The organism is Poseidonibacter antarcticus (assembly GCF_003667345.1).
Taxonomy (GTDB): domain Bacteria; phylum Campylobacterota; class Campylobacteria; order Campylobacterales; family Arcobacteraceae; genus Poseidonibacter; species Poseidonibacter antarcticus.
The window spans coordinates 485925-511370 of record NZ_RCWF01000001.1 but is presented as its reverse complement, the minus strand read 5'-3'; the positions used below and the strand labels follow the sequence as shown (position 1 = coordinate 511370).

The 25446-nt window shown below is 26.4% G+C and carries 29 protein-coding genes; 22 read left to right on the top strand and 7 right to left on the bottom strand.

Annotated elements, in window-relative coordinates:
* Positions 1-39 precede the first annotated feature (39 nt).
* The 4 genes from D9T19_RS02585 to D9T19_RS02570 are packed head-to-tail and all read left to right on the top strand — an operon-like array spanning position 40 to position 2899.
* A complete protein-coding gene (locus D9T19_RS02585) occupies positions 40-699 on the top strand; it encodes a response regulator transcription factor (RefSeq protein WP_121626631.1) in 660 nt (219 codons plus the stop codon).
* On the top strand, positions 692-1888 hold the full coding sequence (locus tag D9T19_RS02580; protein WP_121626630.1) for a sensor histidine kinase: 1197 nt from the start codon (positions 692-694) through the stop codon (positions 1886-1888). Before D9T19_RS02585 ends, D9T19_RS02580 begins: the two co-directional genes overlap by 8 nt.
* Before the next feature lies 1 nt (position 1889).
* The gene (locus tag D9T19_RS02575) at positions 1890-2471 is read left to right on the top strand and encodes an NUDIX hydrolase (protein ID WP_121626629.1); all 582 of its coding nucleotides are present in this window, start codon (positions 1890-1892) and stop codon (positions 2469-2471) included.
* The gene (locus D9T19_RS02570) at positions 2468-2899 is read left to right on the top strand and encodes a c-type cytochrome (protein WP_121626628.1); all 432 of its coding nucleotides are present in this window, start codon (positions 2468-2470) and stop codon (positions 2897-2899) included. Before D9T19_RS02575 ends, D9T19_RS02570 begins: the two co-directional genes overlap by 4 nt.
* Before the next feature lie 3 nt (positions 2900-2902).
* Here the strand turns inward: D9T19_RS02570 and D9T19_RS02565 are convergent, their stop codons facing one another.
* The gene (locus D9T19_RS02565; RefSeq protein WP_121626627.1) at positions 2903-3919 is read right to left on the bottom strand and encodes a phospholipase A; all 1017 of its coding nucleotides are present in this window, start codon (positions 3917-3919) and stop codon (positions 2903-2905) included.
* Positions 3920-4031: 112 nt separating this feature from the next.
* Between D9T19_RS02565 and rpe the strand changes: the two genes are divergently transcribed.
* The 4 genes from rpe to D9T19_RS02545 are packed head-to-tail and all read left to right on the top strand — an operon-like array spanning position 4032 to position 6649.
* A complete protein-coding gene (rpe, locus tag D9T19_RS02560; RefSeq protein ID WP_121626626.1) occupies positions 4032-4673 on the top strand; it encodes a ribulose-phosphate 3-epimerase in 642 nt (213 codons plus the stop codon).
* A gap of 2 nt (positions 4674-4675) precedes the next feature.
* Positions 4676-5266: a phosphoribosylanthranilate isomerase gene (locus tag D9T19_RS02555; RefSeq protein WP_121626625.1), complete on the top strand. Its 591-nt coding sequence runs from the start codon at positions 4676-4678 to the stop codon at positions 5264-5266.
* Positions 5256-6107: a 3'-5' exonuclease gene (locus D9T19_RS02550; RefSeq protein ID WP_121626624.1), complete on the top strand. Its 852-nt coding sequence runs from the start codon at positions 5256-5258 to the stop codon at positions 6105-6107. The genes D9T19_RS02555 and D9T19_RS02550 overlap by 11 nt, the downstream gene beginning before the upstream one ends.
* Entirely contained in the window at positions 6107-6649 is a 543-nt protein-coding gene (locus D9T19_RS02545) for an HD domain-containing protein (protein WP_121626623.1), read from the top strand. The genes D9T19_RS02550 and D9T19_RS02545 overlap by 1 nt, the downstream gene beginning before the upstream one ends.
* Before the next feature lie 60 nt (positions 6650-6709).
* Here D9T19_RS02545 and D9T19_RS02540 read toward each other — a convergent pair whose 3' ends face one another.
* The 4 genes from D9T19_RS02540 to D9T19_RS02525 are packed head-to-tail and all read right to left on the bottom strand — an operon-like array spanning position 6710 to position 9576.
* Positions 6710-7273 (bottom strand): 2-oxoglutarate:acceptor oxidoreductase subunit OorC, encoded by a 564-nt coding sequence (locus D9T19_RS02540; RefSeq protein ID WP_121626622.1) that lies wholly within the window; start codon positions 7271-7273, stop codon positions 6710-6712.
* A gap of 10 nt (positions 7274-7283) precedes the next feature.
* A complete protein-coding gene (locus D9T19_RS02535) occupies positions 7284-8117 on the bottom strand; it encodes a 2-oxoglutarate ferredoxin oxidoreductase subunit beta (RefSeq protein WP_121626621.1) in 834 nt (277 codons plus the stop codon).
* A gap of 1 nt (position 8118) precedes the next feature.
* Positions 8119-9249, bottom strand: coding sequence for a 2-oxoglutarate synthase subunit alpha (locus D9T19_RS02530; RefSeq protein ID WP_121626620.1), 1131 nt, complete (start codon positions 9247-9249; stop codon positions 8119-8121).
* A 9-nt stretch (positions 9250-9258) separates the two neighbouring features.
* Positions 9259-9576 (bottom strand): 4Fe-4S dicluster domain-containing protein, encoded by a 318-nt coding sequence (locus D9T19_RS02525; RefSeq protein ID WP_121626619.1) that lies wholly within the window; start codon positions 9574-9576, stop codon positions 9259-9261.
* A gap of 294 nt (positions 9577-9870) precedes the next feature.
* On the opposite strand from D9T19_RS02525, the gene D9T19_RS02520 reads away from it, so the two are divergent.
* Genes D9T19_RS02520 through trpC form a run of 4 tightly spaced genes read left to right on the top strand, consistent with a single transcriptional unit; the run spans position 9871 to position 13043 of the window.
* Positions 9871-10584, top strand: a complete 714-nt coding sequence (locus tag D9T19_RS02520; RefSeq protein ID WP_121626618.1) for a tRNA1(Val) (adenine(37)-N6)-methyltransferase — start codon at positions 9871-9873, stop codon at positions 10582-10584.
* A complete protein-coding gene (locus D9T19_RS02515; protein ID WP_121626617.1) occupies positions 10577-10960 on the top strand; it encodes a YkgJ family cysteine cluster protein in 384 nt (127 codons plus the stop codon). Before D9T19_RS02520 ends, D9T19_RS02515 begins: the two co-directional genes overlap by 8 nt.
* Positions 10936-12255, top strand: a complete 1320-nt coding sequence (locus tag D9T19_RS02510) for a tetratricopeptide repeat protein (protein ID WP_121626616.1) — start codon at positions 10936-10938, stop codon at positions 12253-12255. The genes D9T19_RS02515 and D9T19_RS02510 overlap by 25 nt, the downstream gene beginning before the upstream one ends.
* The gene (trpC, locus tag D9T19_RS02505; RefSeq protein WP_121626615.1) at positions 12252-13043 is read left to right on the top strand and encodes an indole-3-glycerol phosphate synthase TrpC; all 792 of its coding nucleotides are present in this window, start codon (positions 12252-12254) and stop codon (positions 13041-13043) included. Before D9T19_RS02510 ends, trpC begins: the two co-directional genes overlap by 4 nt.
* A 40-nt stretch (positions 13044-13083) precedes the next feature.
* Here the strand turns inward: trpC and D9T19_RS02500 are convergent, their stop codons facing one another.
* Positions 13084-13440, bottom strand: a complete 357-nt coding sequence (locus tag D9T19_RS02500; protein ID WP_121626614.1) for an MmcQ/YjbR family DNA-binding protein — start codon at positions 13438-13440, stop codon at positions 13084-13086.
* 116 nt (positions 13441-13556) lie between these two features.
* Here D9T19_RS02500 and D9T19_RS02495 point away from each other — a divergent pair, with 116 nt between their 5' ends.
* From D9T19_RS02495 to lhgD, 10 genes are all read left to right on the top strand, one after another.
* Entirely contained in the window at positions 13557-14159 is a 603-nt protein-coding gene (locus D9T19_RS02495; protein WP_121626613.1) for a Crp/Fnr family transcriptional regulator, read from the top strand.
* Positions 14160-14213: 54 nt separating this feature from the next.
* Complete coding sequence (locus D9T19_RS02490; RefSeq protein ID WP_121626612.1) at positions 14214-14777, top strand: GNAT family N-acetyltransferase; 564 nt, start codon at positions 14214-14216, stop codon at positions 14775-14777.
* A gap of 2 nt (positions 14778-14779) precedes the next feature.
* The gene (locus D9T19_RS02485; RefSeq protein ID WP_121626611.1) at positions 14780-16030 is read left to right on the top strand and encodes a DUF711 family protein; all 1251 of its coding nucleotides are present in this window, start codon (positions 14780-14782) and stop codon (positions 16028-16030) included.
* A 33-nt stretch (positions 16031-16063) separates the two neighbouring features.
* Positions 16064-16279 carry a tautomerase family protein gene (locus tag D9T19_RS02480; RefSeq protein WP_121626610.1) on the top strand — a complete coding sequence of 72 codons (216 nt, stop codon included), beginning with the start codon at positions 16064-16066 and terminating at the stop codon, positions 16277-16279.
* Between the two features lie 87 nt (positions 16280-16366).
* Positions 16367-18979 (top strand): PAS domain-containing sensor histidine kinase, encoded by a 2613-nt coding sequence (locus tag D9T19_RS02475; RefSeq protein ID WP_121626609.1) that lies wholly within the window; start codon positions 16367-16369, stop codon positions 18977-18979.
* 15 nt (positions 18980-18994) lie between these two features.
* Entirely contained in the window at positions 18995-19699 is a 705-nt protein-coding gene (locus D9T19_RS02470; protein WP_121626608.1) for a response regulator transcription factor, read from the top strand.
* A 119-nt stretch (positions 19700-19818) separates the two neighbouring features.
* Complete coding sequence (locus D9T19_RS02465; protein ID WP_121626607.1) at positions 19819-20838, top strand: TAXI family TRAP transporter solute-binding subunit; 1020 nt, start codon at positions 19819-19821, stop codon at positions 20836-20838.
* Between the two features lie 97 nt (positions 20839-20935).
* Positions 20936-22882, top strand: coding sequence for a TRAP transporter permease (locus tag D9T19_RS02460; protein ID WP_121626606.1), 1947 nt, complete (start codon positions 20936-20938; stop codon positions 22880-22882).
* A gap of 16 nt (positions 22883-22898) precedes the next feature.
* On the top strand, positions 22899-23495 hold the full coding sequence (locus tag D9T19_RS02455; protein ID WP_121626605.1) for a lactate utilization protein: 597 nt from the start codon (positions 22899-22901) through the stop codon (positions 23493-23495).
* A gap of 3 nt (positions 23496-23498) precedes the next feature.
* Entirely contained in the window at positions 23499-24704 is a 1206-nt protein-coding gene (gene lhgD / locus D9T19_RS02450) for an L-2-hydroxyglutarate dehydrogenase (protein WP_121626604.1), read from the top strand.
* Between the two features lie 49 nt (positions 24705-24753).
* Here lhgD and D9T19_RS02445 read toward each other — a convergent pair whose 3' ends face one another.
* The gene (locus tag D9T19_RS02445; protein WP_121626603.1) at positions 24754-25434 is read right to left on the bottom strand and encodes a YggS family pyridoxal phosphate-dependent enzyme; all 681 of its coding nucleotides are present in this window, start codon (positions 25432-25434) and stop codon (positions 24754-24756) included.
* Positions 25435-25446 lie beyond the last annotated feature (12 nt).

Sequence of the window (25446 nt, the reverse complement as noted above, 5' to 3'; positions counted from 1 at the left end):
TTATTATATAATCATCAAATTAGAAATTAGGAATATACTATGAGAGTTTTATTATTAGAAGATGACAATTTATTAAGTGATTTGCTTAATGACCATTTATTAGACAAGGGTTATGATGTTACTTTATGTCTAAATGGACAAGATGCTTTAGAATATTTAATAGATGAGAAATTTGACTTAGCTCTTTTAGATATAAATACGCCAATAATATCAGGATTGGAAGTTCTTAAAACAATTAGGAAAGAGTATAAAAATAGAACTCCTGTGATAATGCTTACAGCTTATCAAGATACTAAGACTTTAAAAGATTCTTTTGAAAATGGTGTTGATGATTATATTAAAAAACCCTTTGATTTAGAAGAATTAGACCAAAGAATATTAAGACTATGTAGACAATTTTCAATTGAACAAAATAGTGATATTCAAATAACTTCCACTATAACTTTTGAACCAGAATTATGTAAAATCAATTTAGAAAATAAGACTGTAAGTATTGCACAAAAAGAAAGAGATATTTTAAAATATTTTTGTACACATAAAAAAAGAGTAATATCAAGTGAAGAGTTATTACAAAATATTTGGGCTTATGAAGAAATGCCAACAGATGCGACTATTAGAGTGTATATTAAAAATTTACGTGAAATTATTGGGAAAGAAAGAATTACAACAATTAGGGGAATAGGATATAAGTTTGAATAAAGACGAAACAAAAGCATTATTTAGTTTTTTATCTATTTATGTAGGTTCTACTATTTTTTTACTTTCTATTTTATTATATATTTATTATAACGATGAATTAAAAGCTGTTGCAGAATCTTGTAGTATGGAAATGAGTAATGCTTCTATGCAAATAGAATCAGATATTTTAAACTCTTATATGAAACATAAAAAATATATTCCTAAGAGATTAGAAAATTCTGATATAAATTATGCTTTGTATGATAAAGATCAAAAAGTGATTTACTCTGACTTACAAGAATCTCAGTCTGTAGATTTTTCAAAAAATATGTATGAAAGTTCTGCATTTGAATTTTATATAACAAAAATGAATGAAGAAACAATTCCAATTAAATATATTGCAGTTGAAACTTGTATCGGAATTGATAATAGAAATAATTTAAAAGTCTATGTAATAATAAAATTGATATTAAGTGGAATTTTTATAGGTTTTATAGGCTTTTTATTAGCAAAAATTTTATTAAAACCAGTGAGAGAAAGAATCGAGCATATGGATAAGTTTATAAAAGATTCCGCTCACGAACTAAATACTCCTGTAGCTGTTTTAATGACATCTACATCAATGTTAAAAAAAGGAAAAAATCCTGATAAAATGATGAGATATATTTTAAGTAGTTCAAAGCAAATATCTCAAATTTATAATGATATACATTTTTCTGCTTTTAATGAAAAAAATGAAAATGTCTTTGAAAAATTTAATTTAAAAGTTTTAGTAAAAGATAGTGTTGAGTATTTTAATGATATTTCAATTACTAAACAAATTACAATACATAATGATTTAGATGATTGTATTATTCTAATGGATAAAACAAAAACGCAAAAACTTGTAAATAATCTTATTTCTAATGCAATAAAATATAGTCATAATAATTCAATAATTAATGTTTGTCTTAAAAACAATATCTTAAGTGTTGAAGACTTTGGTATTGGTATTAGTAAAATAGAACAAAAAGAGATATTTAAAAGATATAAAAGAGGAACGAATATTGAAGGTGGATTTGGTATTGGTCTTGATATTGTAAAAAGAATATCAGAAGAATATGATTTAAAATTAGATTTGAAATCAGAACTTGAACTTGGTTCAACTTTCTATGTAGATTTTTCTTCAATTTTAAATGGTTCTAAGTGTGATTTAAATAAAGAGAGTTAATTTGAAAAATATAATAAAAGAGTTTAAAACAGATAAATTAAAAGATACAAAATTTGTTCATCCTGTTAAACTTACATATGAACAAAATGGGAAAGAAAAATCGTGGGAAGCAGTTAGGAGTTTTGATTCTGTTTCTATATTACTTTATCATGAAGATAAAAATGCATTTTTACTCGTAAAACAATTTCGAGCACCTGTATATTTAAATGATAATAAACATTTATGTACATATGAATTATGTGCTGGAATTATAGATAAAAAAGCATCTTTAGAACAAATTATTAAAGAAGAAATTGATGAAGAATGTGGATATGATGTGCCTTTAGAATCAATTGAAAAGATTACTTCATGTTATACAAATGTAGGTGTTAGTGGATCTTGTCAAACTCTTTTTTATGCAAAAATAAATGAGTCAATGAAAGCACATAAGGGTGGAGGAATTAATAATGAAGAAATCGATTTGATGTTTTTATCCATAGATAAAATTGATGAATTTATTTATGATGAAAGTAAAGCTAAAACTCCTGGTTTAATGTTCTCTTTTTATTGGTTTATGAAAAATAAAGGTATTAATAAAAAATGAAGAGTTTAGTTTTTTTAATTATATTATTTTGTTTAGATTTATTTGGAAAAGATTCAAATTCATTAAAAGTTGATAACTCTTTTATTACTAAATATGAATATGGTGAAATGCTTTATAACAATCCACGTGGAATTGGTTGTGAAACATGTCATGGAGATAATGCAAAAGGGAAAAGAATAGTTTCTTTCTCACATACTTATAATAAAAAAAAATATAATTGTGTTTTAGATGTTCCAAATATTAAAAATGTAGAATACCAAAAATTTTTTGAGAAAGTTAATTCAAAAAAAAATCCAAAAAAACATTTTGAAAAAGATCAAGTTTGCGAAAAATTAATTTATAGAGCTAGTATTATGCCTACATATTTTTTAGTTGATGAAGAAATAAATGCTATTTATTATTATATTAAGAATTTAAAGAAAAAATAGCTTTTATCTAGAAAAAGCTATTCCAAATCCTATCTTATGACTTTCTCTATCATAATCAATTAAACTATTTCCATATCCTGAAAATATTTGTACAAAACCATATGAATTAGGAGTTGATAAAAAATCTGGAAGTGGAAAAGTCCAATTTAATTCAGCAGCTCCCTTATTTTGTGAATTTATTCTCATATTATTTCTTAACATTAATTCAAAGGTATGTTTTTTATATGGATAAAGAAGTGTTAAATCTCCATATCCATAATATTTATCTATATCTGGATTATCATCATCACTATTTTTTTCGGGGATTCTATACCAAACTCGAGGAACTATAAAAAAATTTGAGAATTGTAAGTAACTTTCTAAATATATTCTATTCCATGATCTTGAATATTCATTATTCCTTCCATTTGATTCATGCATTAATGAAACTTTAAATCCTTTTATTGTTTCACTATTCTTATATGGAAACTGTGCAAAAATTTCTGGTTTGTAGTTTGTCTCTCTAAATGGTGAAGAATCAGAATTTGTTTGCCAAAATGATTTTTGTGTATATGCAGCAGATATTGATTCTCCTAGTTTAAAAAAATTATATGAAATTGGTTTTTCTATACTAATTTGAAAACTTGTTTCAAAAGAACTTCTATCTTCAGTTTTATTTAAATCAAATGTTGCAGGAAGTAGGTAATTTTTTTTATATGGATATAATCCAAAGTCACCAGTAATCATCTGTTTTAAACTTGAATTTGTTTCTTTATCATCAGTTTTGTTAATATATTTCTGATAAAACTCATTTTTCATTTTTGTAAAAGTTTCAACTTTATATTGTTGATTTTTAGATAAATCAATAATATATTCATCCTCTTTTGATATCTTAAAATTTGCTGCTTTTTTATATAGAAGCATAGCTTCTTTATAATTTCCATCATTTTCATACTTTTGTGCTTGCTCATAAATATTTGTAAAATTGTCAACTGCATTTAATAGTATAAAATTAAATAAAAGAGTCAAAATATATTTCATTGTCTGTTCCTTAATTTAAAAATCTATTTTATAATAAATTTTGTTTTAATATACTTTGTATGAAAGATAATTAATGGTATAATCGGCTAAAACTAACAAAAAAGGTTATATAATGCTAGTTGCTCCCTCGATATTATCAGCAGACTTTGGAAAATTAAATGAAGAAATAAAAGCTATTTGTGATGGTGGCTGTGATTTAGTTCATGTTGATGTAATGGATGGACATTTTGTTCCAAATATGACTTTAGGTCCAGTTGTAGTAAATCCAGTTGCTAAAGTTTCTACAAAACCATTAGATGTACATCTAATGGTTGAGAATAATACATTTTTTGTAGAACTTTTTGCTCCTTTGAAACCTAAATATATTTCATTTCATATTGAAAGTGAGAAACACCCACATCGACTTATCCAGAAAATAAGGTCTTATGGAATTAAACCTGCAATAGTTTTAAATCCACATACTCCACCTGAATTAATTGAGTATTTATTAGAAGATTTAGATATGGTTTTATTAATGTCTGTAAACCCTGGTTTTGGTGGACAAAAGTTTATTTCTAGTGTAGTTAAAAAAGCGACTAAACTAAAAGAAATGATTAATAAGATAAATCCAGATTGTTTAATTGAAGTTGATGGCGGTGTAAATGATAAAAATATTCATCAACTTAAAAGTGCAGGAGTAGATGTTGTTGTTGCAGGGTCTTTTGTATTTGGTAATGATGATTATTCAAAAGCTATTAAGAGTTTACAAGTTTAATTATGAAAATTAAAATTTGTGGGATTACTAATCTCGAAGATGCCTTAGATGCTATTGATGCAGGTGCTGATGCTTTAGGTTTTGTTTTTTATGAAAATTCTCCTAGATATATAGAACCTTTTAAAGCTAGAATTATTGTTGAAAGACTACCTCCTTTTATTCAAACAATTGGATTATTTGTAAATGAGTCAAATGCCTATATAAACCAAGTTTGTGTTAATGCAAAAATGCAATCAGCACAAATTATTGATGATGATGCTTATACTGATTTTAAAACCTTAAATTGTCGATATATAAAAGTTTTACGAGCAAAATCACAAGAAGATATTTTAAATCTAAGAAATGATTATGTTTTAGTAGATGCTTTTGTTGATAATTTTGGAGGGGAAGGAAAACGATTAGAATTAGAATGGTTTAAATATACAGATTGTTCTAAAATAATTTTAGCTGGTGGTTTAAATGAAAATAATTTAAGCCAATTAGCTGGTTATGGATTTTACGGAGTAGACGTAAGTTCTGGTGTTGAAGCTCACAAAGGGAAAAAAGATAAACAAAAAATGATTAATTTCGTAAAAGCAGTACATGAAATCTAGAAGAAGAATTATAAAACCTTCTTTTAAATTATCAAATATACTTGATAATTTATTAAAAGAGTCTATTGAATATGATGAGTTTCTTACTCTTCTTGATAAAGCAAGTGATACTTTTTTTGATACTCCAGAATTAGAATTTGAACTTTTATTAGCAAATGGATTACCCTTAGAATTTGATGAAGATAAGGTATATTTAAAGACAAATAAAACCTCTATTGATGAGCAATGTTTTTGTATTGTTGATATTGAGACAAATGGTTCTTCTGTTAAAAAAGGAGATCAAATCATTGAACTTGGTGCTGTTAAATATAAAAATGGTGAAATAATTGATAAATTTGAATCCCTAGTTTACGCAAAGGAAATACCTCCTTACATCCAAACTGTGACAAATATAACTCCTTCTATGCTTGAAGATGCACCTAATTTAGAATCTGTATTAAAAGAGTTTAAACTCTTTTTAGAAGATGATGTTTTTGTAGCACATGATATTAAATTTGATTATAATTATATTTCTGAATCATTTGAAAAATATGATTTAGGAAGATTAGAAAATAGAAAAATATGTAGCATAGATTTGGCAAAAAGAACAATTGATTCTCCACGATATGGTTTAGGATTCTTAATTGAAGTACTAGATATTGAACTTGATAATCATCATCGAGCTTATTATGATGCCTTAGCAACTTCACAGATTTTTGAAAAATCACTTAGTGTACTCTCACGAGATAAAATTTCAAATGTAGAGAAATTAATAAGCTTTTCCAAATCTTCAAAAACAATTGCTTCTATAAAAGAAAAAGAAGCAAAGGAAAAAGAAATAATAGATAAGGAGAATAATTAATGTTTTCTCAAGAAGAATATTTAAAAGCTTTAGAATATGCAGCCGTGGCACATGGTGAGCAAAAAACACCAAAAGGTTTACCTTATATAGTTCATATAACTTCTGTAGCTATGGAGGTTATAAATGCCTGTGAACAGTCTAAATTAGAAAAAGAAAAGGCAAATTTGGCAATTTCTTGCGCACTTTTACATGATGTAATTGAAGATACAAATATTACTTATGATGATTTATATGTAGATTTTTCTGAAGCAATTGCAAATGGTGTAGAATCACTTAGTAAAGATAAATCATTATCTTCAAAACAAGAACAGATGAAAAGAAGTATTGAAATGCTTTTAGAACAACCATATGAAGTTCAAATGGTTAAATTAGCAGATAGAATTACAAATCTATCAACTCCTCCAAAACATTGGGATAATGATAAAAAGAAAGCTTATTTAAAAGAAGCTAGTTTTATTCTTTCATGTTTAAAAAACTCAAATATATATTTATCTAGTAGATTAGAAGAAAAAATTGAAAATTATAAAAAGTATTGTGATTAAAAGTTTATCTTAATTAGTTTTTTAGAATAAAAAAGGGTAGTCATAATGACTACTCTTTTTTTATGAAGCTTTTGAAGCTTGGGCTGCGTATTTAAGACCTAAGTCAAACGCTTTATTATTAATATCATGTACTTTTGCAGGTACTTTAGAAAGCATAGTAGATCTAAGTACTTCATTATCAACAGTTTCACCTGTAAAATAATTGGCAATAGCTAATGCTAATACTGATTGAGTAATAACATTTCCTACTTCTTCTTTAGCAATAGTAATGATTGGAATCTCAACAATATGCCATCTTTTTTTATCTTCTTCAGTTGCAGTTACAAGATTTGGCTCAATTACAATTGTAGCACCATCTCTTACACCTTTTTTGAATTGATCATAAGATATTTGAGCAACTGATAACATAAAATCAATTTCACCATCATTTGCATAAGGATATAAAATCTCTTCATCTTGTAAAGTAATATCAACAACTGTTGGACCACCTCTTACTTGAGATGTATATGTTGCAGTTTTTAAACCATAACCACCATCATTAATTTTTGCAGCTGCAAAAATTGAACCTGCTAGAAGTACACCTTGTCCACCAACTCCTGTAAATCTCATTAAAGTTTTAGCCATGATGTTCTCCTTAAAATTGAATCATTGTATTTGTTCTGTTAGCTTCTTTTACTTTATTATAAGCTATACAATACTCTTGTGCATTCTCATCTTGTTTTAAAATTCCTAATGGAAATTTTCCAACTTGTTCTTCTGGTTCTAGTTTTTCAAATTTAGCTTTACCAACAGAAATAGATTTAATCCATTCTAAGTTAGCCATAGCTGTAGCCATTTTATTTTTTCTTCCTAAGTTAACGTGACAGTTAGAGAATACTTCAATAAATGAGAATCCTGTATGTTGGAAACCTTTAACTAAAATTCTTTCTAGTTTTTTAGGGTCTAACATAGTTTCTCTTGCAACAAAAGATGCTCCTGCTGCTTCAACTAATTTACAAGCATCAAAAGTAGGGTCAATATTCCCTTTACTCATTGTTACTGTCCACATACCTTGAGGAGTAGTTGGACTTGTTTGTGAGTTAGTTAAACCATAAATAAAGTTATTGATAATAATATAATTTAAATCAATATTTCTTCTTGATGCATGGATTGTATGGTTTCCACCAATAGCAAGACCATCACCATCTCCACCAACTACGATTACTTTTTTTTCTGGATTAGCTAATTTAATTCCAGTTGCATATGCTAATGTTCTACCGTGAGTTGTATGAACAGTATTACAGTTGATATAAGAAGAAAATCTTCCTGAACAACCAATACCAGATACAACACAAACATCATCCATATTCCAACCAGTTTTTTCAATCGCTCGAATAACAGATTTTAAAATAACTCCATCACCACATCCCCAACACCATAGTGTTGGCATTTTATCAGTTCTTAAATATTCGTCATAATTAAAAGCCATCTTACATTCCCTTCACTTTTTCAATAATTTCTAGTGGAGATAGAGGTCTTCCATTAACTTTAAATAATGTATCAAAGTCAGATCTTCCACTTGCTCTTTGTACTTCATCAGCGAATTGTCCCATGTTTAACTCAGTAACTAATACTTTGTCAAATTTATCACATAATTCTTTGATTCTTTTTGCTGGACTTGGCCAAATAGTTTTTGGTCTAAACATACCAACTTTTATACCTTCAGCTCTCATTCTGTTAATTGCTTCTGTTACACCTAATGAAACTGAACCATAAGCAATAATCATAATATCTGCATCGTCTAACATATATTCTTCATTTGATTCAACTTCATCTAAGTGTGCATCAACTTTATTGAATAATCTTTTCATTAAAGCATCACATAAATCAGCATCTTCAGTTGGATGACCTGTAGGTCCATGATGTAATCCAGTAAAGTGATATCTATATCCTTCAAACATTGGATTTAATACAGCTGGTTGATCAGGTTCACAAGCATAAGGTTTATAATCTTTTTTATCACCAGTGAATTTTTTTCTTGAAATTTTTTCTGCTTGAACTTCTTCTAAATCAGGAATACTTGCTTTTCCACTCATATGACCAATTGTTTCATCTAATAAAACAAATACTGGTTGCATAAATCTATCTGCTAAGTTAAATGCACGAGCTACTTCTGTATAACATTCTCTTAAGTTACCTGGTACTAAAGTGATTGATTTAACATCACCATGAGTAGGATTTTTTGCTTGTAATAAGTCACCTTGTGCAACTCTTGTAGGTAAACCAGTTGATGGACCACCTCTCATTACATTGATAACAACTAAAGGTATTTCTGAAATATATCCAACACCTAAATTTTCTGCTTTTAGTGAAATACCAGGTCCTGATGAAGCTGTCATAGCTCTTTTCCCAGACATAGCTGCACCTAATGCAGTACAAATTCCAGAAATTTCATCTTCCATTTGTATACATGCATGTCCTCTAGCTGGTAATGCAGTTGATAATATATGCATTATTTCACTTGAAGGTGTAATAGGGTATCCCCCAAAAAACTCAACATCAGAGTCAAGCGCAGCCTTTGCTGCTAATTCGTTACCTGTTGATATTAATTCTCTTGACATTAATTCTCCTTAAGCCTCTAATTCTCTATAATTATTTTTAACAATTGCTTCTTTTCTCATCTTTGCTTCTTCTGATAGCTTAGCAAATTTAAATTCTTTTTTATCTGCTACATATATTGCAAAGTCTGGACAGGCTAATTCACAATCCATACAACCAATACAAGAATCAGGATTAGCTACTTTTATCATTGACCCTAAAGTTGAATGAACTTCTTGTCTCATAACCAATACACCAGCAGGACAAACTGATACACACTTATCACATGCTTTACATCTAGCTTCATTCACCCAAACAGGTGTGTTTGCAGGAGCTTCCATATTAGACATAATTTCCCCTTAAAATTTTTATTAATCAATATTTGAATAAACTCAATTATTATGATTGAATAATAACCTATAATACATCAAAGATTATGTAAAACTTTCATTTTAATCTGTTAATTATTCTCTTGTTACATTTTGCTACACTAGTGCTATAAAGTGTGCTTTTTGTGTCTTCTAAACTATAAATAAACTTAAGTAAATTTATTAATATTTTAATGAAAGAAAATATTTAAAATATATTTAAATCATATGTAGGGTAAGCTTAGATACAATACCTAAAATATAAAAGGAATATACTTGGTTTTATATCAACCAATAGATGGTTATTGTTATAATAGTGATACACACTTCTTATATAATTTTATAACAGAAAATTTGCAAAAATTTAAAAATATAAAAGGAGAGCTTCTAGATATTGGGAGTGGTAGTGGAATACTAGGGTTACTTGTTTCTAGAGAATATCCTAATTTAAATTTGAATCAATGTGAAGTTCAAAAAGCATTTCAATTTTTTTCTTCAAAGAATGCCAAGACTAATAATCTAAGTGCTAATTTATATAAAGGTTCTTATTTAGAAATGGACTTTGATAAGAAATTTGATATGTGTATTTCTAACCCACCTTTTTATCATTCAAGTGTAATTAAGAGTGAAAATGAAAATCTTAAGATTGCTAGATACAATGATTCAATGCCTTTAGAGGATTTTATCAAAAAAAGTTCTTCAATATTAAAAGATTCTGGTAAGCTATTTTTCTGTTACGATGTGAAACAAATCAATGAAATACTGCTTTTTTTGAGTAAATACAAACTAAATTTGGAAGCTTTACAATTTGTACATCCTAAGGCATCAAAAGATGCTACATTAATTTTAGTTTATGCTAGAAAAAACTCTAAATCATTAAGTAAAATCTTAAAGCCATTGATTGTCTTTGACAATCTTAATTTTACAAATGAAGTAAATAAAATATATGAGAAATCATCAACTCATAGTATAAAGGTTAATATTGAGTAATTTAATTAAAAAAGAGGGTTTCCCTTATGCTTTTGAAGCAAGTGCTTGTGATACGTGTGCTGGTAATTGTTGTATAGGTGAACCTGGTTATATTTGGATTAATAAACAAGAAATAGATTTTCTTGCAAAGCATCTTAATTTATCAGCTGAAGAAGTTAGAACAAAGTATTTAAATAAAAAAAGTTATAAATACAGTATAAAAGAGGTAAAATTAGCAGAAAATAACTATGCATGTGTATTTTTTGATTTAGAAAAAAGACAATGCTCAATTTATGAGGCTAGACCAACACAATGTCGTACTTTTCCATTTTGGGAATACTTTAAAGAAAATACACAAGAGGTATACAAAGAGTGTCCAGCTATAAAAACTATATAATAATAAGTACCTTATTTTTATATCTTGCGGGTTGTGCTAATTCTGCAAATATTGAATCTATAGAAAATGATTTTGTAAAAAAAACTGTAGTGAATCCTAAAGTTAAATATTTTAATTTAGAAGATCCATATATAATGTATGCAATAGAATATGAAAATCAAGAAGATTATGAATCTTCTAGAAAAATATTTCTTAAACTTTTTGAGAATACAAATAAATATGAATATTTAGTAGAATATTTAAATTTATCATTTATTCTTAAAGATTATGAAAATGTAAAAAAATATGTTTCTTTATATATGATTGAAGATATAAAAGAAGAAGAACAAATGTTAAGATTATATACATTTTCATTATTGAAACTTAATGAAAAAGAAGAAACTCTAAAATATGCTAAAAAATTAGTAAATAAATTTCATCACAATAGTAATCATAATTTATTAGCTAGTGTTTATTTTGATTTAAAAGAGTATATGAAAGCTGAAGAAGAATTTATCAAGTCATATAAAATTGATAATTCAATAAATACTTTACAAACTATTACAAATATACAATATTATTATACTAATAAAAAAGAACAATCTGAAAAAACCATAAAAGAATATATAAAGAAAAATTTTTATCCTTTTACTTTATCTTTACAATTATTATCTTTTTATGAAAAAGATAATAAAAAAGAAAAAATTCTTCCTCTATTAGAAAAAATGCATGATTATTATAAAAAGAATGATATTCAACCCTCTTTATGGGAAACTCAAAATTTATTAATTCGATATTTAGTTAAAGAAGATAAAAAGAAAGCAATAAAATTTTTAGAAGAGAATAATATTGAGAGTACATTATTATTAACTTTATACAAAAATACAAATGAATTAAAGAAAGCAAGTGAACTTTTAAATGGATTATATAAGGAAACTAATAACTTAGATTTTCTAGCACAACAAGCTATTATAGAATTTGAATTAGCAAAAAACAAAAAAACTGTGTTGACTTCTGTTATTGCTAAATTAGATAAGGTATTAGCTAAAATATCAAATCCTTTTTATGAGAACTATCTTGCATATATTTTAATCGATTATGATTTAGATATTCAAAGAGGATTAGTATTAGTTAAAAAAGCATTATCAGTAGAACCTGAGAATCTAGCATTTATTGATACTTTAGCGTGGGGTGAATATAAAGATAATGATTGCAAAAATGCTTATATAAATATGAAAAAAGTCATTGATAATGTGAAATTTGATGATGATGAAATAAAATTACATTGGGAAAAAATTAAGGAGTGTAGTAAATGATATTAGATGAAATTATAGAAAAAACAAAACAAGATTTAGAGATTAGAAAAAAAGATATTACATTAGATTTATTAGGAAGAACACTAGCTTCAAATCCTTTTGCTCCAAGAGATGTAAAACCTTTTTTAACATCAACAAAAGAAGAACCAATTAGAATAATAGCAGAAGTAAAAAAAGCAAGTCCTTCAAAAGGTGTAATCAAAGAAGATTTTAATCCTATGGAAATAGCACAAGCTTATAGTAATAGTGGAGCAAATGCAATTTCTGTATTAACTGAACCTCATTATTTTCAAGGTGATTTAGAATACTTAACAGCAATTAGAAGATATGTACCAACTCCACTTTTGAGAAAAGATTTTATTGTTGATAAATATCAAATAGTTGAAGCTTTAGTTTATGGAGCTGATTTTATTTTACTTATTGCAAAAGCTTTAGGAACAAAAGAGTTAAAAGAACTTTATGATTATGCTTTATACTTAGGTTTAGAAGTTTTAGTAGAAATTCATGATAAAGAAGATTTAACAAAAGCTATTAAATGTGGTGCAAGTATTATAGGAATAAATCATAGAAATCTTGATACTTTTGAAATGGATATGGAACTTTGTAATAAGTTAATTCCAATGATACCAAACGGAAAAATAATAGTTGCAGAATCAGGTGTTTCAAATGTAGATGTTATTAAAAGACTTTCAGGAATTGGTGCGGATGCTTTTCTAATTGGTGAGCATTTTATGAGACAAGACTCTATTGAAGATGAAGTTAGAAAGTTTAAAAATTCTTTAAACTAACAATATCTAATATATAAAAATTAGTTATAAGTATTAATTTTTATATATTTCCTAATTCAAATTTCTCTTTTTTTGTAAGTTTTGAAACAACTAAGTTGTAAGAATCATCTATCATATCAATTAAAAATCTATCTTCCATGCTTCCATCAATATGTATAGTATTCCAATGTTTTTTATTCATATGGTATCCAGGTTTTACACAGTCATAAATTTCTCTAAAAGCAAGTGCATCGATTGGGTCGCATTTTAGATTTATTCTAAGTGGAGATTCTTTCCAAAGTAAAAGAGCAAACATTTTATTTTTCACTTTAAAGACCATAACTTTATCATCAAAAGGAAATTCTTTTGTAGCTTTATTTTTTGATAATAATACTTCTTCTAATTTTTCTAAATTCATGTACTAATATTATCGAAGTTTTTATAAAAATTTAAAAAAGCTATACGAGATAGAGTGATTCTTTCTTAATTGTTGCTTATCAGTTGAGATTAATAGTCAAAGTAATATACTTCAATATGAACATAGAAAAACAATTTGATATCTTATATCCAATACTAAATAATAAATCCCCACTTTCAATAGAATCATGGAATAAAGCAAAAGTATATTTTAAAACTAAAACTTTAAAACAAGGTGAACATCTTTTTTTAATGGAAGATAAAGTTGAAGATTTTTACTTTTTGATTCACGGACTTGCCAGATATTATTATCTAACAGTTGATGGAAAAGAATTTAATAAATCCTTTGCAGAAAAACAAGGACATTTATTAAGCAGTATTTCTTCTGTCTCATATGGAATAGGTTCTCCTTTTAGTGTTGAACTTTTATCTGATTTCACTACTTTATATATTGGATATAAAGATTTATTGCAATTAGGAAAGGAAAATGCACAATGGAATGATTTACTTTTGAGAATATATGAAGACTTAATTATTAAAAAAGAAAAAAGAGAAGCTGATTTTTTACTTTTAGATGCAAGAGGAAGATATGAAAAATTCTTGGAAGACTATTCTATGATAGAAGATGTTGTTCCCAATTATCATATTGCTTCATATTTAGGAATTACAAGTGTTGCACTATCAAGAATACGAAAAGAGATGAAAATTAACATAGGTTAATGACATTTTTTATAAAACATTATATACTACATCATTAATTTAAGGAAGTTTATAATGGAACTAAAAATAGCCCAAACTAAAGATATTGAAAATATATTAAAATTACATGCAAAATACCAATTAGCAACTATAAAAGAAGAAGATAAAAAAGATGGTTTTGTAACAACTGCTTTTGAAAAAGAACAGTTAGCTGATATTATTGAACAAGAGCAAGGAATATTTATAGCAGTAGAAAACGATGAGGTTCAAGGATATGTAATGTCTGCTTCTTGGCAGTATTGGTCAAAATGGCCTATGTTTGCTTTTATGGTAAAAGACTTACCAAATCTAAACTACTTAGGAAAAACTCTGACAATAGATAATTCATACCAATATGGACCTGTTTGTATTGATAAAAGTGTAAGAGGTAGTGGATTACTTGAAAAACTTTTTGATTTTGCATTGGATTCAATGTCAAAGAGATATGAAATCCTTGTAACTTTTGTAAATGTAATCAATGAGCGTTCATATCAAGCACACAAAAGAAAACTTGGTCTTGATGTTATTCAAGAGTTTGAATTTAACAATAATAGATATTATGAAATGGTTTATGATACATCTAAAAGAGTATTGAGTTAATAATGTCAAACGAGATTTACAAAAATAAAAATTTATGTAAAGTAAGAACAATTACAACTTTTCTTACTTTACAAAAAGATAAAAATACATGGGAAAAAGAACTTCTTGAAGCTTGTGATTTTTGCGAAGAGTTAAGCACAAAATTTATAGAAGAAAAATATGTAGTTCAATCTATTAGAATTGTAACAAATGCTTTTGGAGAATATTTAGATACATCTAGTATTTCAAGTGCTAAAAAAGATTTAGAATTGATTTCAAGTATTTTAGATAAAAGTCGTACAAGTTTACGAATTAGATTTGCAATAGGTGAAGCAAAAACTTTTGATGAGGTAGATTTACTTCCTGAATTGATATTAGCCTTTGGAGATTTAGCGAATGCTTGTGTAAATATATCATTAGATGAAAATGAAATTTTAGATAATGATTTAATTGTTCAATCAGTAAAAGCAGTGAAAAAAATATCAAAAATTACACCAAGAGGTGAGGGTAACTTTAACTTTACTGTTAATTTTAACTGTAAACCTTTTATTCCATATTTCCCTGCTTCATATCATAATAGCAATTTAGAAAACTCTTATGTTTTAGGTTTAGAAACTCCTGATTTATTAGTTGAAGTTTTAAAAGAATTTAATGAAAAAAATCCTAGACTTTCACATAATGATGCAATGGCTTCATATTCAAGAATTTTAAAAGAAGCTCTCTCTTATCATTGTAAAAATATAAAAAATATTTTAGATAAGTTTGAAGAAAAAAACGAAAATAAAACATCATTTGTATTTAAAGGAATTGATTCATCAGCAGCACCTTCAAAAAATTGCTCATCAATGGTAGAAGTATATAAACAAATGGGATTAGACTCTTTTGGAAGAAGTGGAACAGTTGAAATATCGTCTTTATTAACAAAGGTATTTAAAAGTGTAAAAGAACTTCCTTTAGTTGGGTTTTCCGGTCTTATGTTGGCAGTTGTTGAAGATGAAGGATTAGCTCTTGGAACTATAAATAAAGATTTTGATATTAGAACACTACTTACAAATAGTGCGATATGTGGAATAGGATTAGATACAGTTCCAATTGAGGGAAATACAACAAATAAAAAAATTGAACAAATAATGAGAGATACTGGAACTATGGCTTATAGATTAAATAAACCTTTAACAGTTAGATTATTTCCTGTTCCTGATTTAAAAGAGGGTGATATTACAAAATTTGAAAGTGATGATTTATGTAATAGTGCAGTATTAGCTCTACCATAAGAATAAATATGAATATAAACAAGGAAGAATAAAATGCCAGTAATTAACGTAAAAATGACAGAAGAAGACGGTGGAGCTACAAAAGAACAAAAAGAACAGCTTTCAAAAGGTATTACAGAACTATTTGCAAGTATTTTTAATGGACGAGGTGCTTCTAGTGCTGTAGTTATAATAGAAGAGATAAACACTGATAACTATGCAATTGGTGGTAAAACAGTCAGTAAAATAAGAGAGGATTCTAAAAGCTAAGTCTTTGTTTCTTTTTAATACAATAATAAATATGAAACAATTTTGAAACAAAGAGTAGATATAAAAATTAATTTAAGGTAAGAATATATGTTCTTTAAAAATAGGAAATATAACTTAGATGATATTCAACGTTTATTTTCTCAAATACCTATAATCTTTATAATGCTACTTGCTATAATTTTATTAACAATTACCTTTTTTATATTAGAGTCAAAAGAAAATAGAAAAATAGATTTATTAAAACAAAAATATATATTAAATTATGAATTTGATAAAAAAGAAGAATTAAATAAATTTAAAGTATATATAAATAATCAAGTAAAAAAGAGTTTTTCTAAGGAAGAAATAGTACTAAAAAAGATTACATATAAAACAATTGGATATATAGAATCAAACTCTTTAAATAATTTTGGTTTATTAGAAGATTATTTGAGAAATATTGAAAAAGAAAATAGTATAGAATTAGTTATTTTTAAAAAAGATAATTTAGATATCTTGTATGGAGATACTTCAATTTCATATTTACAAAGATTAATATTTAATAAAAAACAACAAGTGAATAAATACAAAAACTTAACTTTACAATATATATATTCTCAAGGTAGTAACAATCTTCAATTTTGGAATGATGATGTAAAGAAAACAGTTAGACTTAGTTTTTTTGACAGTGTTAAAATTAATGATAAAGAGTATTATATAGGTTCATTTTCTATTATTAATTCAATAAAAGAGATTACAAAAAAATCTATAATAGATTCAATTAAAACACAAAAGTTTAATATTTGGTTTTATGATTTAATAACTCAAGATACATTTAATTTTGAAAATAATAAAAAGATAGAAAAATCAAATGTTTTACTAAAAGATAAAGAAGATAATGAATCTTATGAAATACTAGAACATTATTTTACCGATTATGAATATAATGAAAAATTTAAAAACTATGTATACCTTTATAATAAATATAATTTTATAATAAGTGTATTTTATGATAAAAAAATTATCGAATATAAATTAAAAGATATTATCTTTGATATTAAAAATGATTATAGAAATTTATTCTCGAAAGTTTTTATTATTATTTTGGTAGTTAGTGCAATACTTATATTATTTACATATATATTTTCAAATTTCATTAAAACAATTTTTAATGAATATAATGATGAACTTAAAACAAAAACTTTATCATTAGAACATTGGAAAAAAAGATTTGAGTTGGCAATTATTGCGTCAAATGATGGCCTTTGGGATATTAACTTTAAAACTAAGAAGATTTATTTTTCAGATAAATGGCTTGAAATGTTTGGATATAAAAGAAATGAAATACATACTTTTGCTAATTGGTTCAATTTAATTCATAATGAAGATAAAAATAAGGTTGAACAATTATTTGATAAAATATTTGCAAAAGTTGATGATACAATTGTATGTGAATATAGACTTAAAACAAAAAATGATGATTTTAAATGGGTCTTAGCCCGTGGTAAATCATTTTATGATGAATCTGGTAATTTAGATCGTATGCTTATGATGTCAATGGATATTGATAAAAATAAAAGAATGAAAAAAGAACTTCTTGATATTGAGTTATTAGTAGAAGATGGAAAGATTGTAATTTTTAAATTATTTAATGACAAAAACTTAAGTATAAAGTATATATCAAATAGTATTAAAACTTTTGGCTTTAATAAAAAAGATTTTGAAAACAAAGAATTGAATTTTATGAATTTAATTTATAAAGAAGATATTAATAAAGTAAAAGTAGCTATTTATGCTGCCTTAAAAAAAGATTTGTCAAACTTTACCTTTGTATGTAGAATAATAAATGCAGCAAATGAAATTAAGTGGATTTCAAGTAGAGTAATACTAATAAAAGATCATTCAGGGGAGGTAAGTCATTTTTATGGATATATAAATGATATTACAAAAATAAAAGTTAGCCAAGAAGAATTAAAATTAAAAGTTGAAGTAGAAGTAAATAAAAATAGGCAAAAAGATAGAATTTTAATTCAGCAAAGTAAATTAGCTTCAATGGGAGAAATGCTTGGAAATATTTCACATCAATGGCGACAACCATTAAACAATGTATCTTTAATTCTTCATTTTTTAAGAGATAATTATAAAAATGAAAAAGTAAGTGAAGAAAAGTTAGATAAATTTATGCGAAAAGCAAATAAGAATATTGAGTACATGAGTGAAACAATTGATGATTTTAGAAATTTTTATAAACCATCAAAAGTTAAAAATAAGTTTTCAATTAAAGAGTGTATTGACTCCTTATTATATATGGTAAAAAATCAATACGAGATAGAAAATATAAAAATAGAGTTTAAATATGAAGATATTGAAATTATAAATTATGAAAATGAATTAAAACAATCTTTATTGAATATTTTAAACAATGCAAAAGATGCAATACTATTACGAAAAGAAAAAGAAAAATTTGATGCAATAATTAATATTAATACAATCCTTGTAGAAGATAAGGTAAAAATTGAAATCTCAAATAATGGTGGTATCATTAACAATGATATTATGGATAAAATTTTTGAACCATACTTTACTACAAAGTTTGAAACACAAGGTACAGGAATTGGTCTTTATATGACAAAGGCTATTATTGAAACAAATATGAAAGGTAAAATAGAAGTAGTAAATATTAATAGTGGTGTGAAGTTTATAATCACATTAGATATATAACTACATAGGAAAAATATGGATAATTTAATTACAAGAGTATTATTAGTAGAAGATGAAGAAGATGCAAGGGAGATACTTGAGTTTTATCTTGATACAGTTTTTGATGAGGTATCAATTGCATGTGATGGAGAGCAAGGTCTTGATATATATAAGAAAGCTTATGATGATAAAAAGGCATTTGATTTAGTTCTTACAGATATTAGAATGCCAAATAAAGATGGTCTTAGTATGATTGAAGATATTACAAAAATCAATGATAATCAAAAGTTTATTATCGTGTCTGCATACAAAGATGAAGAGTATCTTTTTAAATCAATTAATTTAAATGTTATCTCATATTTTGTAAAACCTTTAGAAGTTAAAAATATGATGGAAATGTTAAAAAAAGTAAAAACTAAAGTATTAGAGGAAAAATCTAAAAATGAAACTATTGATGAGGTATTAAGATTAAATGATAGTTATACTTTTAATACAAAAACAAATCTTTTGTATAATAATGATGAATTAATTAACTTATCAAAAAAAGAAACTTTGCTAATTCAAGCTTTAATAAGTGATATCAAAAAGATAAAGTCCAAAGATTTTTTAAAAGAATTTATTTGGAATGATCCCAAAACTTCAGATGCCACAATGCGTACAGTAATAAAAAGAGTAAAAGATAAAATTAGTGATAATGACTTTATTGTTTCAAAAAAAGGTCTAGGTTATATAATAAAGTAATCTACATGATCTATAAAATAGGCAAATAATAGTAAATTTACAAATTTGAAACAATTTTGAAACAATTTTGTTTCAATCTGTGTTATACTTTCCTTAAGTTAAAAACTAAGGAAAATAAAATGAGAAAATTATCGATTTTAAAAAAGCTATTAGTTACATCAGCAATCACAGCTACAATGATTACAGGTGCAAATGCAGCTACAAAAGAAACAAAATATGTAATTGCAACAGCAAGTACAGGTGGAACATATTATCCAGTTGGAGTTGGAATTGCTACAATTGCTTCAATTAAATTAGCAAAAACTCATAAAACTACATTTTCAGCTATTACATCTGCTGGATCTGGTGAAAATGTTGATATGCTTCAAAAAGGTGAAGTTAACTTTGCAATTTTGCAAGGACTTTTTGGTTCTATGGCATGGCAAGGAAAAGCAAAATATGAAGGAAATCCTAAAAAAAACTTAAGATCTGTTTCTATGTTATGGCAAAATGTTGAACAATTTACAATAAAAAATAAATTTGCAAAAACTGGAAATATTATGGATTTACAAAATCTATATGGTGAAAGATTTGCAATTGGTGGAAGATCTTCAGGTTCAAGAGTTTCTGCTGAAACTATTATGAGTTCACTTTCAATTGATTTTAATAAAATGAATGTTCAATACTTAGGATATACTCCAAGTTCAACTGCACTTCAAGATGGAAAAGTTCAAGGAATGAATACTCCATCAGGTCCTCCAACATCTGCAGTTACAAATGCCTTTGCTTCTATTGGAAATGACGAAATTAAAGTATTAGATTTTTCTAAGAAAAATTTAGCTGATATTAATGCTAACTATCCAGTATGGACTCCATTTAATATTAAAGCAGGAACTTATCCTGGTCAAACAAAAGATATTAATACAATTGCACAACCAAACTTACTAGTTGTTACAAAAGATACTCCTGAAGAAGATGTATATTTATTAACTAAAACAATCTATGAAAACCTACCTTTTTTGAATTCTGTTCACAAAGCTACAAAAGCAATGTCTTTAGAAAAAGCTATTTCAGGTCTTCCAATGCCTTTACATCCTGGTGCTATTAGATTCTATCAAGAAAAAGGTATTACTATACCTGCGTCGTTATTAGGAAAATAAACTAACATATCAAAAGAAGTTCATCTTCTTTTGATATATAAAATATATAAGTAATTTAAAATTATTTATATAATTTATATATATCTAGGAATAAAAAATGATTAAAATAAAATATTTTAAAGAAATCACTTTTGTCTACGCAATACTTATATCACTATTTCATTTTGGTGTAAATATTTGGGGTGGAATTAGTGATTTATGGTTTAACTCAGCACATTTTGCTTTATTAGCATCTCTTGGTTTTTTAACTTATGAAGCAACAAAAAATGAAAATGAAGTAAGTATAATTAATTTGTTCTTAGCAGTGTTATCGTTATTTACATTTGCTTATATGGTACTTTTTGAAGAAAGTTTATATGCAGTAGCAAATGGACAAATGAGAACTAGTGATTTAATAGTTGCTGGAATGACAATTGTTTTAGCAGTGGAAATGGTTAGAAAGTCAACTGGATATATTATTCCTTTTATAATATTGTCTTGTATTGCATATTTACTATTTTTAGGTCAACATATAGATGGTATTTTTGCTTTTGCTGGAATGACTCCTGAGCGATTCCTTTATAGAATGTTCTATACAAGTGAAGGATTATTTGGTCCAATTGCTACTATTTCATCAACATATGTATTTATGTTTATTTTATTTGCAGCATTCCTTTTAAAATCAGGAGCAGGAGACTTTATAGTTGATGTTTCAAGTGCAGTTGCAGGAAAATATACAGGTGGAACTGGACATGTTGCAGTATTTTCATCTGCTTTAATGGGAACAATTTCTGGTTCAGCTGTTGCAAATACTGTTTCAACTGGCTCAATAACAATTCCAATGATGAAAAAAGCGGGATTTAAAGGTACATTTGCAGCAGCAGTTGAAGCAGCGGCAAGTACAGGTGGACAAATCATGCCTCCAATTATGGGAGCAGGGGCTTTTATTATGGCTCAAATGACACATATTCCATTTGTAACAATTGTAACTGTTTCAATTTTACCTGCAATTTTATATTTTGCTTCAATTGCTTTTTATATAAATATTCATGCAAAAGAACATAATATTAAAGGTGAGAATAGTGATGTTAAGATTCTTCCAATTTTAAGAGAAGGTTTCCATTTTATTATTCCCTTAAGTACACTTGTTGGATTATTAGTTTATGGTTTTACACCTACATATGCAGCAGGTATTGCAATATTTGCCATTATTTTTTCATCGTATTTAACTAAAAATAAAAGAATGGGAATCAAAGAAATCTTCGGAGCTTTGGCATTAGGTTCTCAAAATATGGTAGTAACGGGTGTTTTACTTATTGCTGTTGGTGTTATTGTTGGAGTTATTAATATTTCTGGTATTGGAATCACATTCTCACAACTTATTATGGAATGGTCAGGTAATTCACTTTTAATAGCAATTATTTTAATAGCTGTTGCTTCACTTGTTCTTGGTATGGGATTACCTGTAACTGCATCTTATGTTGTTTTATCTGTACTATCAGCACCTGCGTTAGTAGGTTTAATGTTAAGTCCTGAAATGGCTGCATTGGTTAATGCTGGAATTGAAATGCCTGAAGTTGCAATGTATTTATTATCCGCACACTTAATAATATTTTGGTTATCACAAGATTCAAATCTTACACCACCTGTTTGTTTAGCAGCTTTTGCAGCAGCTGCAATTGCTAAAACTCCTCCAATGAAAACAGGATTAGTTGCATGGAAAGTAGGGAAAGGAATGTATATAATTCCTTTATTATTTGCATTTACTCCATTAATTAATGGAACATGGTTTGAAAGATTTGAAGTATTTACCTTTGCTATGATGGGTATTGCATCGTTCTCAATTGTAATGGAAGGTTACTGGGATCAAAAGTTAAATGTAATTGAAAGAATTGTATTCTTTATTGCAGCGATATTACTTTTATGTCCAGATAATGTATTTAATATGGAAAGCTATTTTGGTATTATTCAGAATACACATATTATAGGGTTTATCATATTTGCTGTATCAATGGGATTACATAAGATGTTATCTCGTGAAGCAAAAATATATATAGTTAATTAATAAAAAAAGGATAAATATGAATGAATTTTTAGAAACTTTAAAGACTTGTGGATACGATCCTCATTTTGTTGAAAATAAAAAAGAAGCATTAACTTTAGCAAAAACTTTTATCAAACCAAATATAAGTGTTGGTTTAGGTGGTTCAACAAGTGTAGATCAAATTGGATTATTAGATTATTTAGTAAATAAAGAAGATATAACTTTATTTAATCAATATGAAAAAGGTATTCCAATGAGTGAAAACCTTGATAGAAGAAGAAAGGGTATGCTAACAGATGTTTTTGTTTGTGGAACTAATGCACTTACAAAAGATGGAAAACTAGTGAATGCTGATGGTAGTGGGAACAGAGTTGCAGCTTTGATTTTTGGTCCTAAAAAAGTTGTAGTAATAGTAGGTATTAATAAAATAGTTGAAAATGTAGAAGAGGGTTTTAAAAGATTAATGGAAGTTAGTGCTGTAAAAAATATTGATAGAATGAATTCAAAAGCTATTGAAATGGGTAAAACACCAAGACATAACTTAGATAACATTGCTAATAAATTTACTTATATAAAAGCAGATGAAAAAGATAGAATAACAATTATCATTGTAAATGAAGAATTAGGATATTAGAAAATGTATGATTATTTAATTATTGGTGCTGGAATTATTGGCCTAAATATTGCAAAAAATCTAAAAGAAAGATTCCCTGATAGTAAAATAATTGTATTAGAGAAAGAAAAAGAAGTTGCAATGCATAGTAGTGGTAGAAATTCTGGTGTCTTACATGCAGGATTCTATTATAGTGCAGATTCATTAAAAGCAAAATTTACTAAAGATGGAAATAAGGCACTAAAAGAGTTTTGTAAACAGAGAAATCTTACTGTAAATTCTTGTAAAAAAGTTGTTGTAGCAATTGATGATAAAGAAGTTGAAGGTTTAGAAGAATTAAAAAGAAGAGGTGATGCAAATGGTGTAGAACTTCATTGGCTTAATGAAAAAGATTTGGAAGAATTATATCCAAATATTAAAACTTATAAAAAAGCACTTTTATGTCCTTCAACTGCAACTGTTAATCCAAAAGAAGTTACAAAAGAATTTGCTAAAGCTATTGAAGAATTAGGAGTTGAGTTAATTTTAGATTGTAAGTATTTAGGATCTAAAGGAAATGTAATTCATACTAATCAAGGTGATTATAATTCTGTAAAAGTTATAAATTGTGGAGGTTTATATGCTGATAATATTGCTAGAGATTTTGGTTTTTCAAAAGATTATGTGATAATTCCTTTTAAAGGTATATATCTTAAAGATAAGAATAATATTTCAAATCTTACAACAAATGTATATCCAGTTCCAAACTTAGATAATCCTTTTTTAGGTGTTCATTACACATTAACTGTTGATAATGAAAGTAAAATAGGTCCTACTGCAATTCCTGCATTTTGGAGAGAAAACTATAATGGATTTGATAATTTTTCTTTAAAAGAATTTTTGCAAATATCATATTATGAGTTAAAACTATTTATAAGTAATGCTTTTGGATTTAGAAGCTTAGCATATAGTGAAGTTAAAAAATATAATTTAAATTATCTAAAAAGTTTAGCTAAAAAGTTAACAAAAAATATGGATCATAAGGGATATGATTCTTGGAGTACACCTGGTATTAGAGCGCAACTATTAAATAAAGAAACTTTAGAATTAGTTCAAGATTTTGTTGTTGAATCTGATGATAATTCAATACATATATTAAACGCTGTTAGTCCAGCTTTTACTTGCTCAATACCCTTTGCTTCTTGGGTTATTGAAGAACATATATTGAAAAGTACTAGTAAAAATATTTAAATTGTATTATAGAAGTAACAGATATGTTTAAATATATCTGTTACTTGTATTAATCTTTAAATAAACTAGTTCCTACTCTAATCATATTTGAACCACAGGCAATTGCAAGTTCATAATCTGAACTCATACCCATTGAACAATATCTAGCACCTAATGGAACTAATTCATCATAAATTTTTTTAGTAGTAATAAAAGAATCTTTTATGATTTTTTCATCTTTTACATGTGCACCAATACTCATAACACCTTTTAGTCTTAAGTTTGGACAAGTAGCAAGTATTTGTTTATAAATTTCAACTGCAACTTCTGGCATTACACCTGATTTTGTATCTTCTTTTGCAGAGTTTATTTGTAAAAGAATATTCATTTTTTTATTTTTAGCTCCAAGCTTTTTATTTAATTCTTGTGCTAATTCTAATGAATCAATTGATTGTACAAGTGTTGGATTTAAATCAATTAAATTATTGATTTTATTTTTTTGTAATGTTCCTACAAAATGCCACTCAATTGGTAATTCTTCTAAAGCTTCGCTTTTAGCTTTTAAGTCTTGAACTTTATTTTCACCAAAAGCTCTTTGACCTACATTGTATAAGATTTCAACATCTTCAACAGGAGAATATTTACTAATACCAATTATCTTTACAATATGATGCTCAGATATTTTAAGTCTAGCACCTTCTACTCTTGTAATAATGTCATCTAAATTTTGTGTTGCAATAATTTTATTCATTTTAACTCTTTA

Bases quoted from the DNA above. Each gene is read 5' to 3' on its own strand.
- D9T19_RS02585 (WP_121626631.1), top strand. From the start codon at position 40: ATGAGAGTTTTATTATTAGAAGATGACAATTTATTAAGTGATTTGCTT.
- D9T19_RS02530 (WP_121626620.1), bottom strand. From the start codon at position 9,249: ATGTCAAGAGAATTAATATCAACAGGTAACGAATTAGCAGCAAAGGCT.
- D9T19_RS02500 (WP_121626614.1), bottom strand. From the start codon at position 13,440: ATGAATTTAGAAAAATTAGAAGAAGTATTATTATCAAAAAATAAAGCT.
- trpC (WP_121626615.1), top strand. From the start codon at position 12,252: ATGATATTAGATGAAATTATAGAAAAAACAAAACAAGATTTAGAGATT.
- D9T19_RS02475 (WP_121626609.1), top strand. From the start codon at position 16,367: ATGTTCTTTAAAAATAGGAAATATAACTTAGATGATATTCAACGTTTA.
- D9T19_RS02480 (WP_121626610.1), top strand. From the start codon at position 16,064: ATGCCAGTAATTAACGTAAAAATGACAGAAGAAGACGGTGGAGCTACA.
- rpe (WP_121626626.1), top strand. From the start codon at position 4,032: ATGCTAGTTGCTCCCTCGATATTATCAGCAGACTTTGGAAAATTAAAT.
- D9T19_RS02460 (WP_121626606.1), top strand. From the start codon at position 20,936: ATGATTAAAATAAAATATTTTAAAGAAATCACTTTTGTCTACGCAATA.
- D9T19_RS02495 (WP_121626613.1), top strand. From the start codon at position 13,557: ATGAACATAGAAAAACAATTTGATATCTTATATCCAATACTAAATAAT.
- D9T19_RS02565 (WP_121626627.1), bottom strand. From the start codon at position 3,919: ATGAAATATATTTTGACTCTTTTATTTAATTTTATACTATTAAATGCA.
- lhgD (WP_121626604.1), top strand. From the start codon at position 23,499: ATGTATGATTATTTAATTATTGGTGCTGGAATTATTGGCCTAAATATT.
- D9T19_RS02485 (WP_121626611.1), top strand. From the start codon at position 14,780: ATGTCAAACGAGATTTACAAAAATAAAAATTTATGTAAAGTAAGAACA.
- D9T19_RS02540 (WP_121626622.1), bottom strand. From the start codon at position 7,273: ATGGCTAAAACTTTAATGAGATTTACAGGAGTTGGTGGACAAGGTGTA.
- D9T19_RS02535 (WP_121626621.1), bottom strand. From the start codon at position 8,117: ATGGCTTTTAATTATGACGAATATTTAAGAACTGATAAAATGCCAACA.
- D9T19_RS02545 (WP_121626623.1), top strand. From the start codon at position 6,107: ATGTTTTCTCAAGAAGAATATTTAAAAGCTTTAGAATATGCAGCCGTG.
- D9T19_RS02470 (WP_121626608.1), top strand. From the start codon at position 18,995: ATGGATAATTTAATTACAAGAGTATTATTAGTAGAAGATGAAGAAGAT.
- D9T19_RS02455 (WP_121626605.1), top strand. From the start codon at position 22,899: ATGAATGAATTTTTAGAAACTTTAAAGACTTGTGGATACGATCCTCAT.
- D9T19_RS02490 (WP_121626612.1), top strand. From the start codon at position 14,214: ATGGAACTAAAAATAGCCCAAACTAAAGATATTGAAAATATATTAAAA.
- D9T19_RS02555 (WP_121626625.1), top strand. From the start codon at position 4,676: ATGAAAATTAAAATTTGTGGGATTACTAATCTCGAAGATGCCTTAGAT.
- D9T19_RS02525 (WP_121626619.1), bottom strand. From the start codon at position 9,576: ATGTCTAATATGGAAGCTCCTGCAAACACACCTGTTTGGGTGAATGAA.
- D9T19_RS02550 (WP_121626624.1), top strand. From the start codon at position 5,256: ATGAAATCTAGAAGAAGAATTATAAAACCTTCTTTTAAATTATCAAAT.
- D9T19_RS02570 (WP_121626628.1), top strand. From the start codon at position 2,468: ATGAAGAGTTTAGTTTTTTTAATTATATTATTTTGTTTAGATTTATTT.
- D9T19_RS02465 (WP_121626607.1), top strand. From the start codon at position 19,819: ATGAGAAAATTATCGATTTTAAAAAAGCTATTAGTTACATCAGCAATC.
- D9T19_RS02445 (WP_121626603.1), bottom strand. From the start codon at position 25,434: ATGAATAAAATTATTGCAACACAAAATTTAGATGACATTATTACAAGA.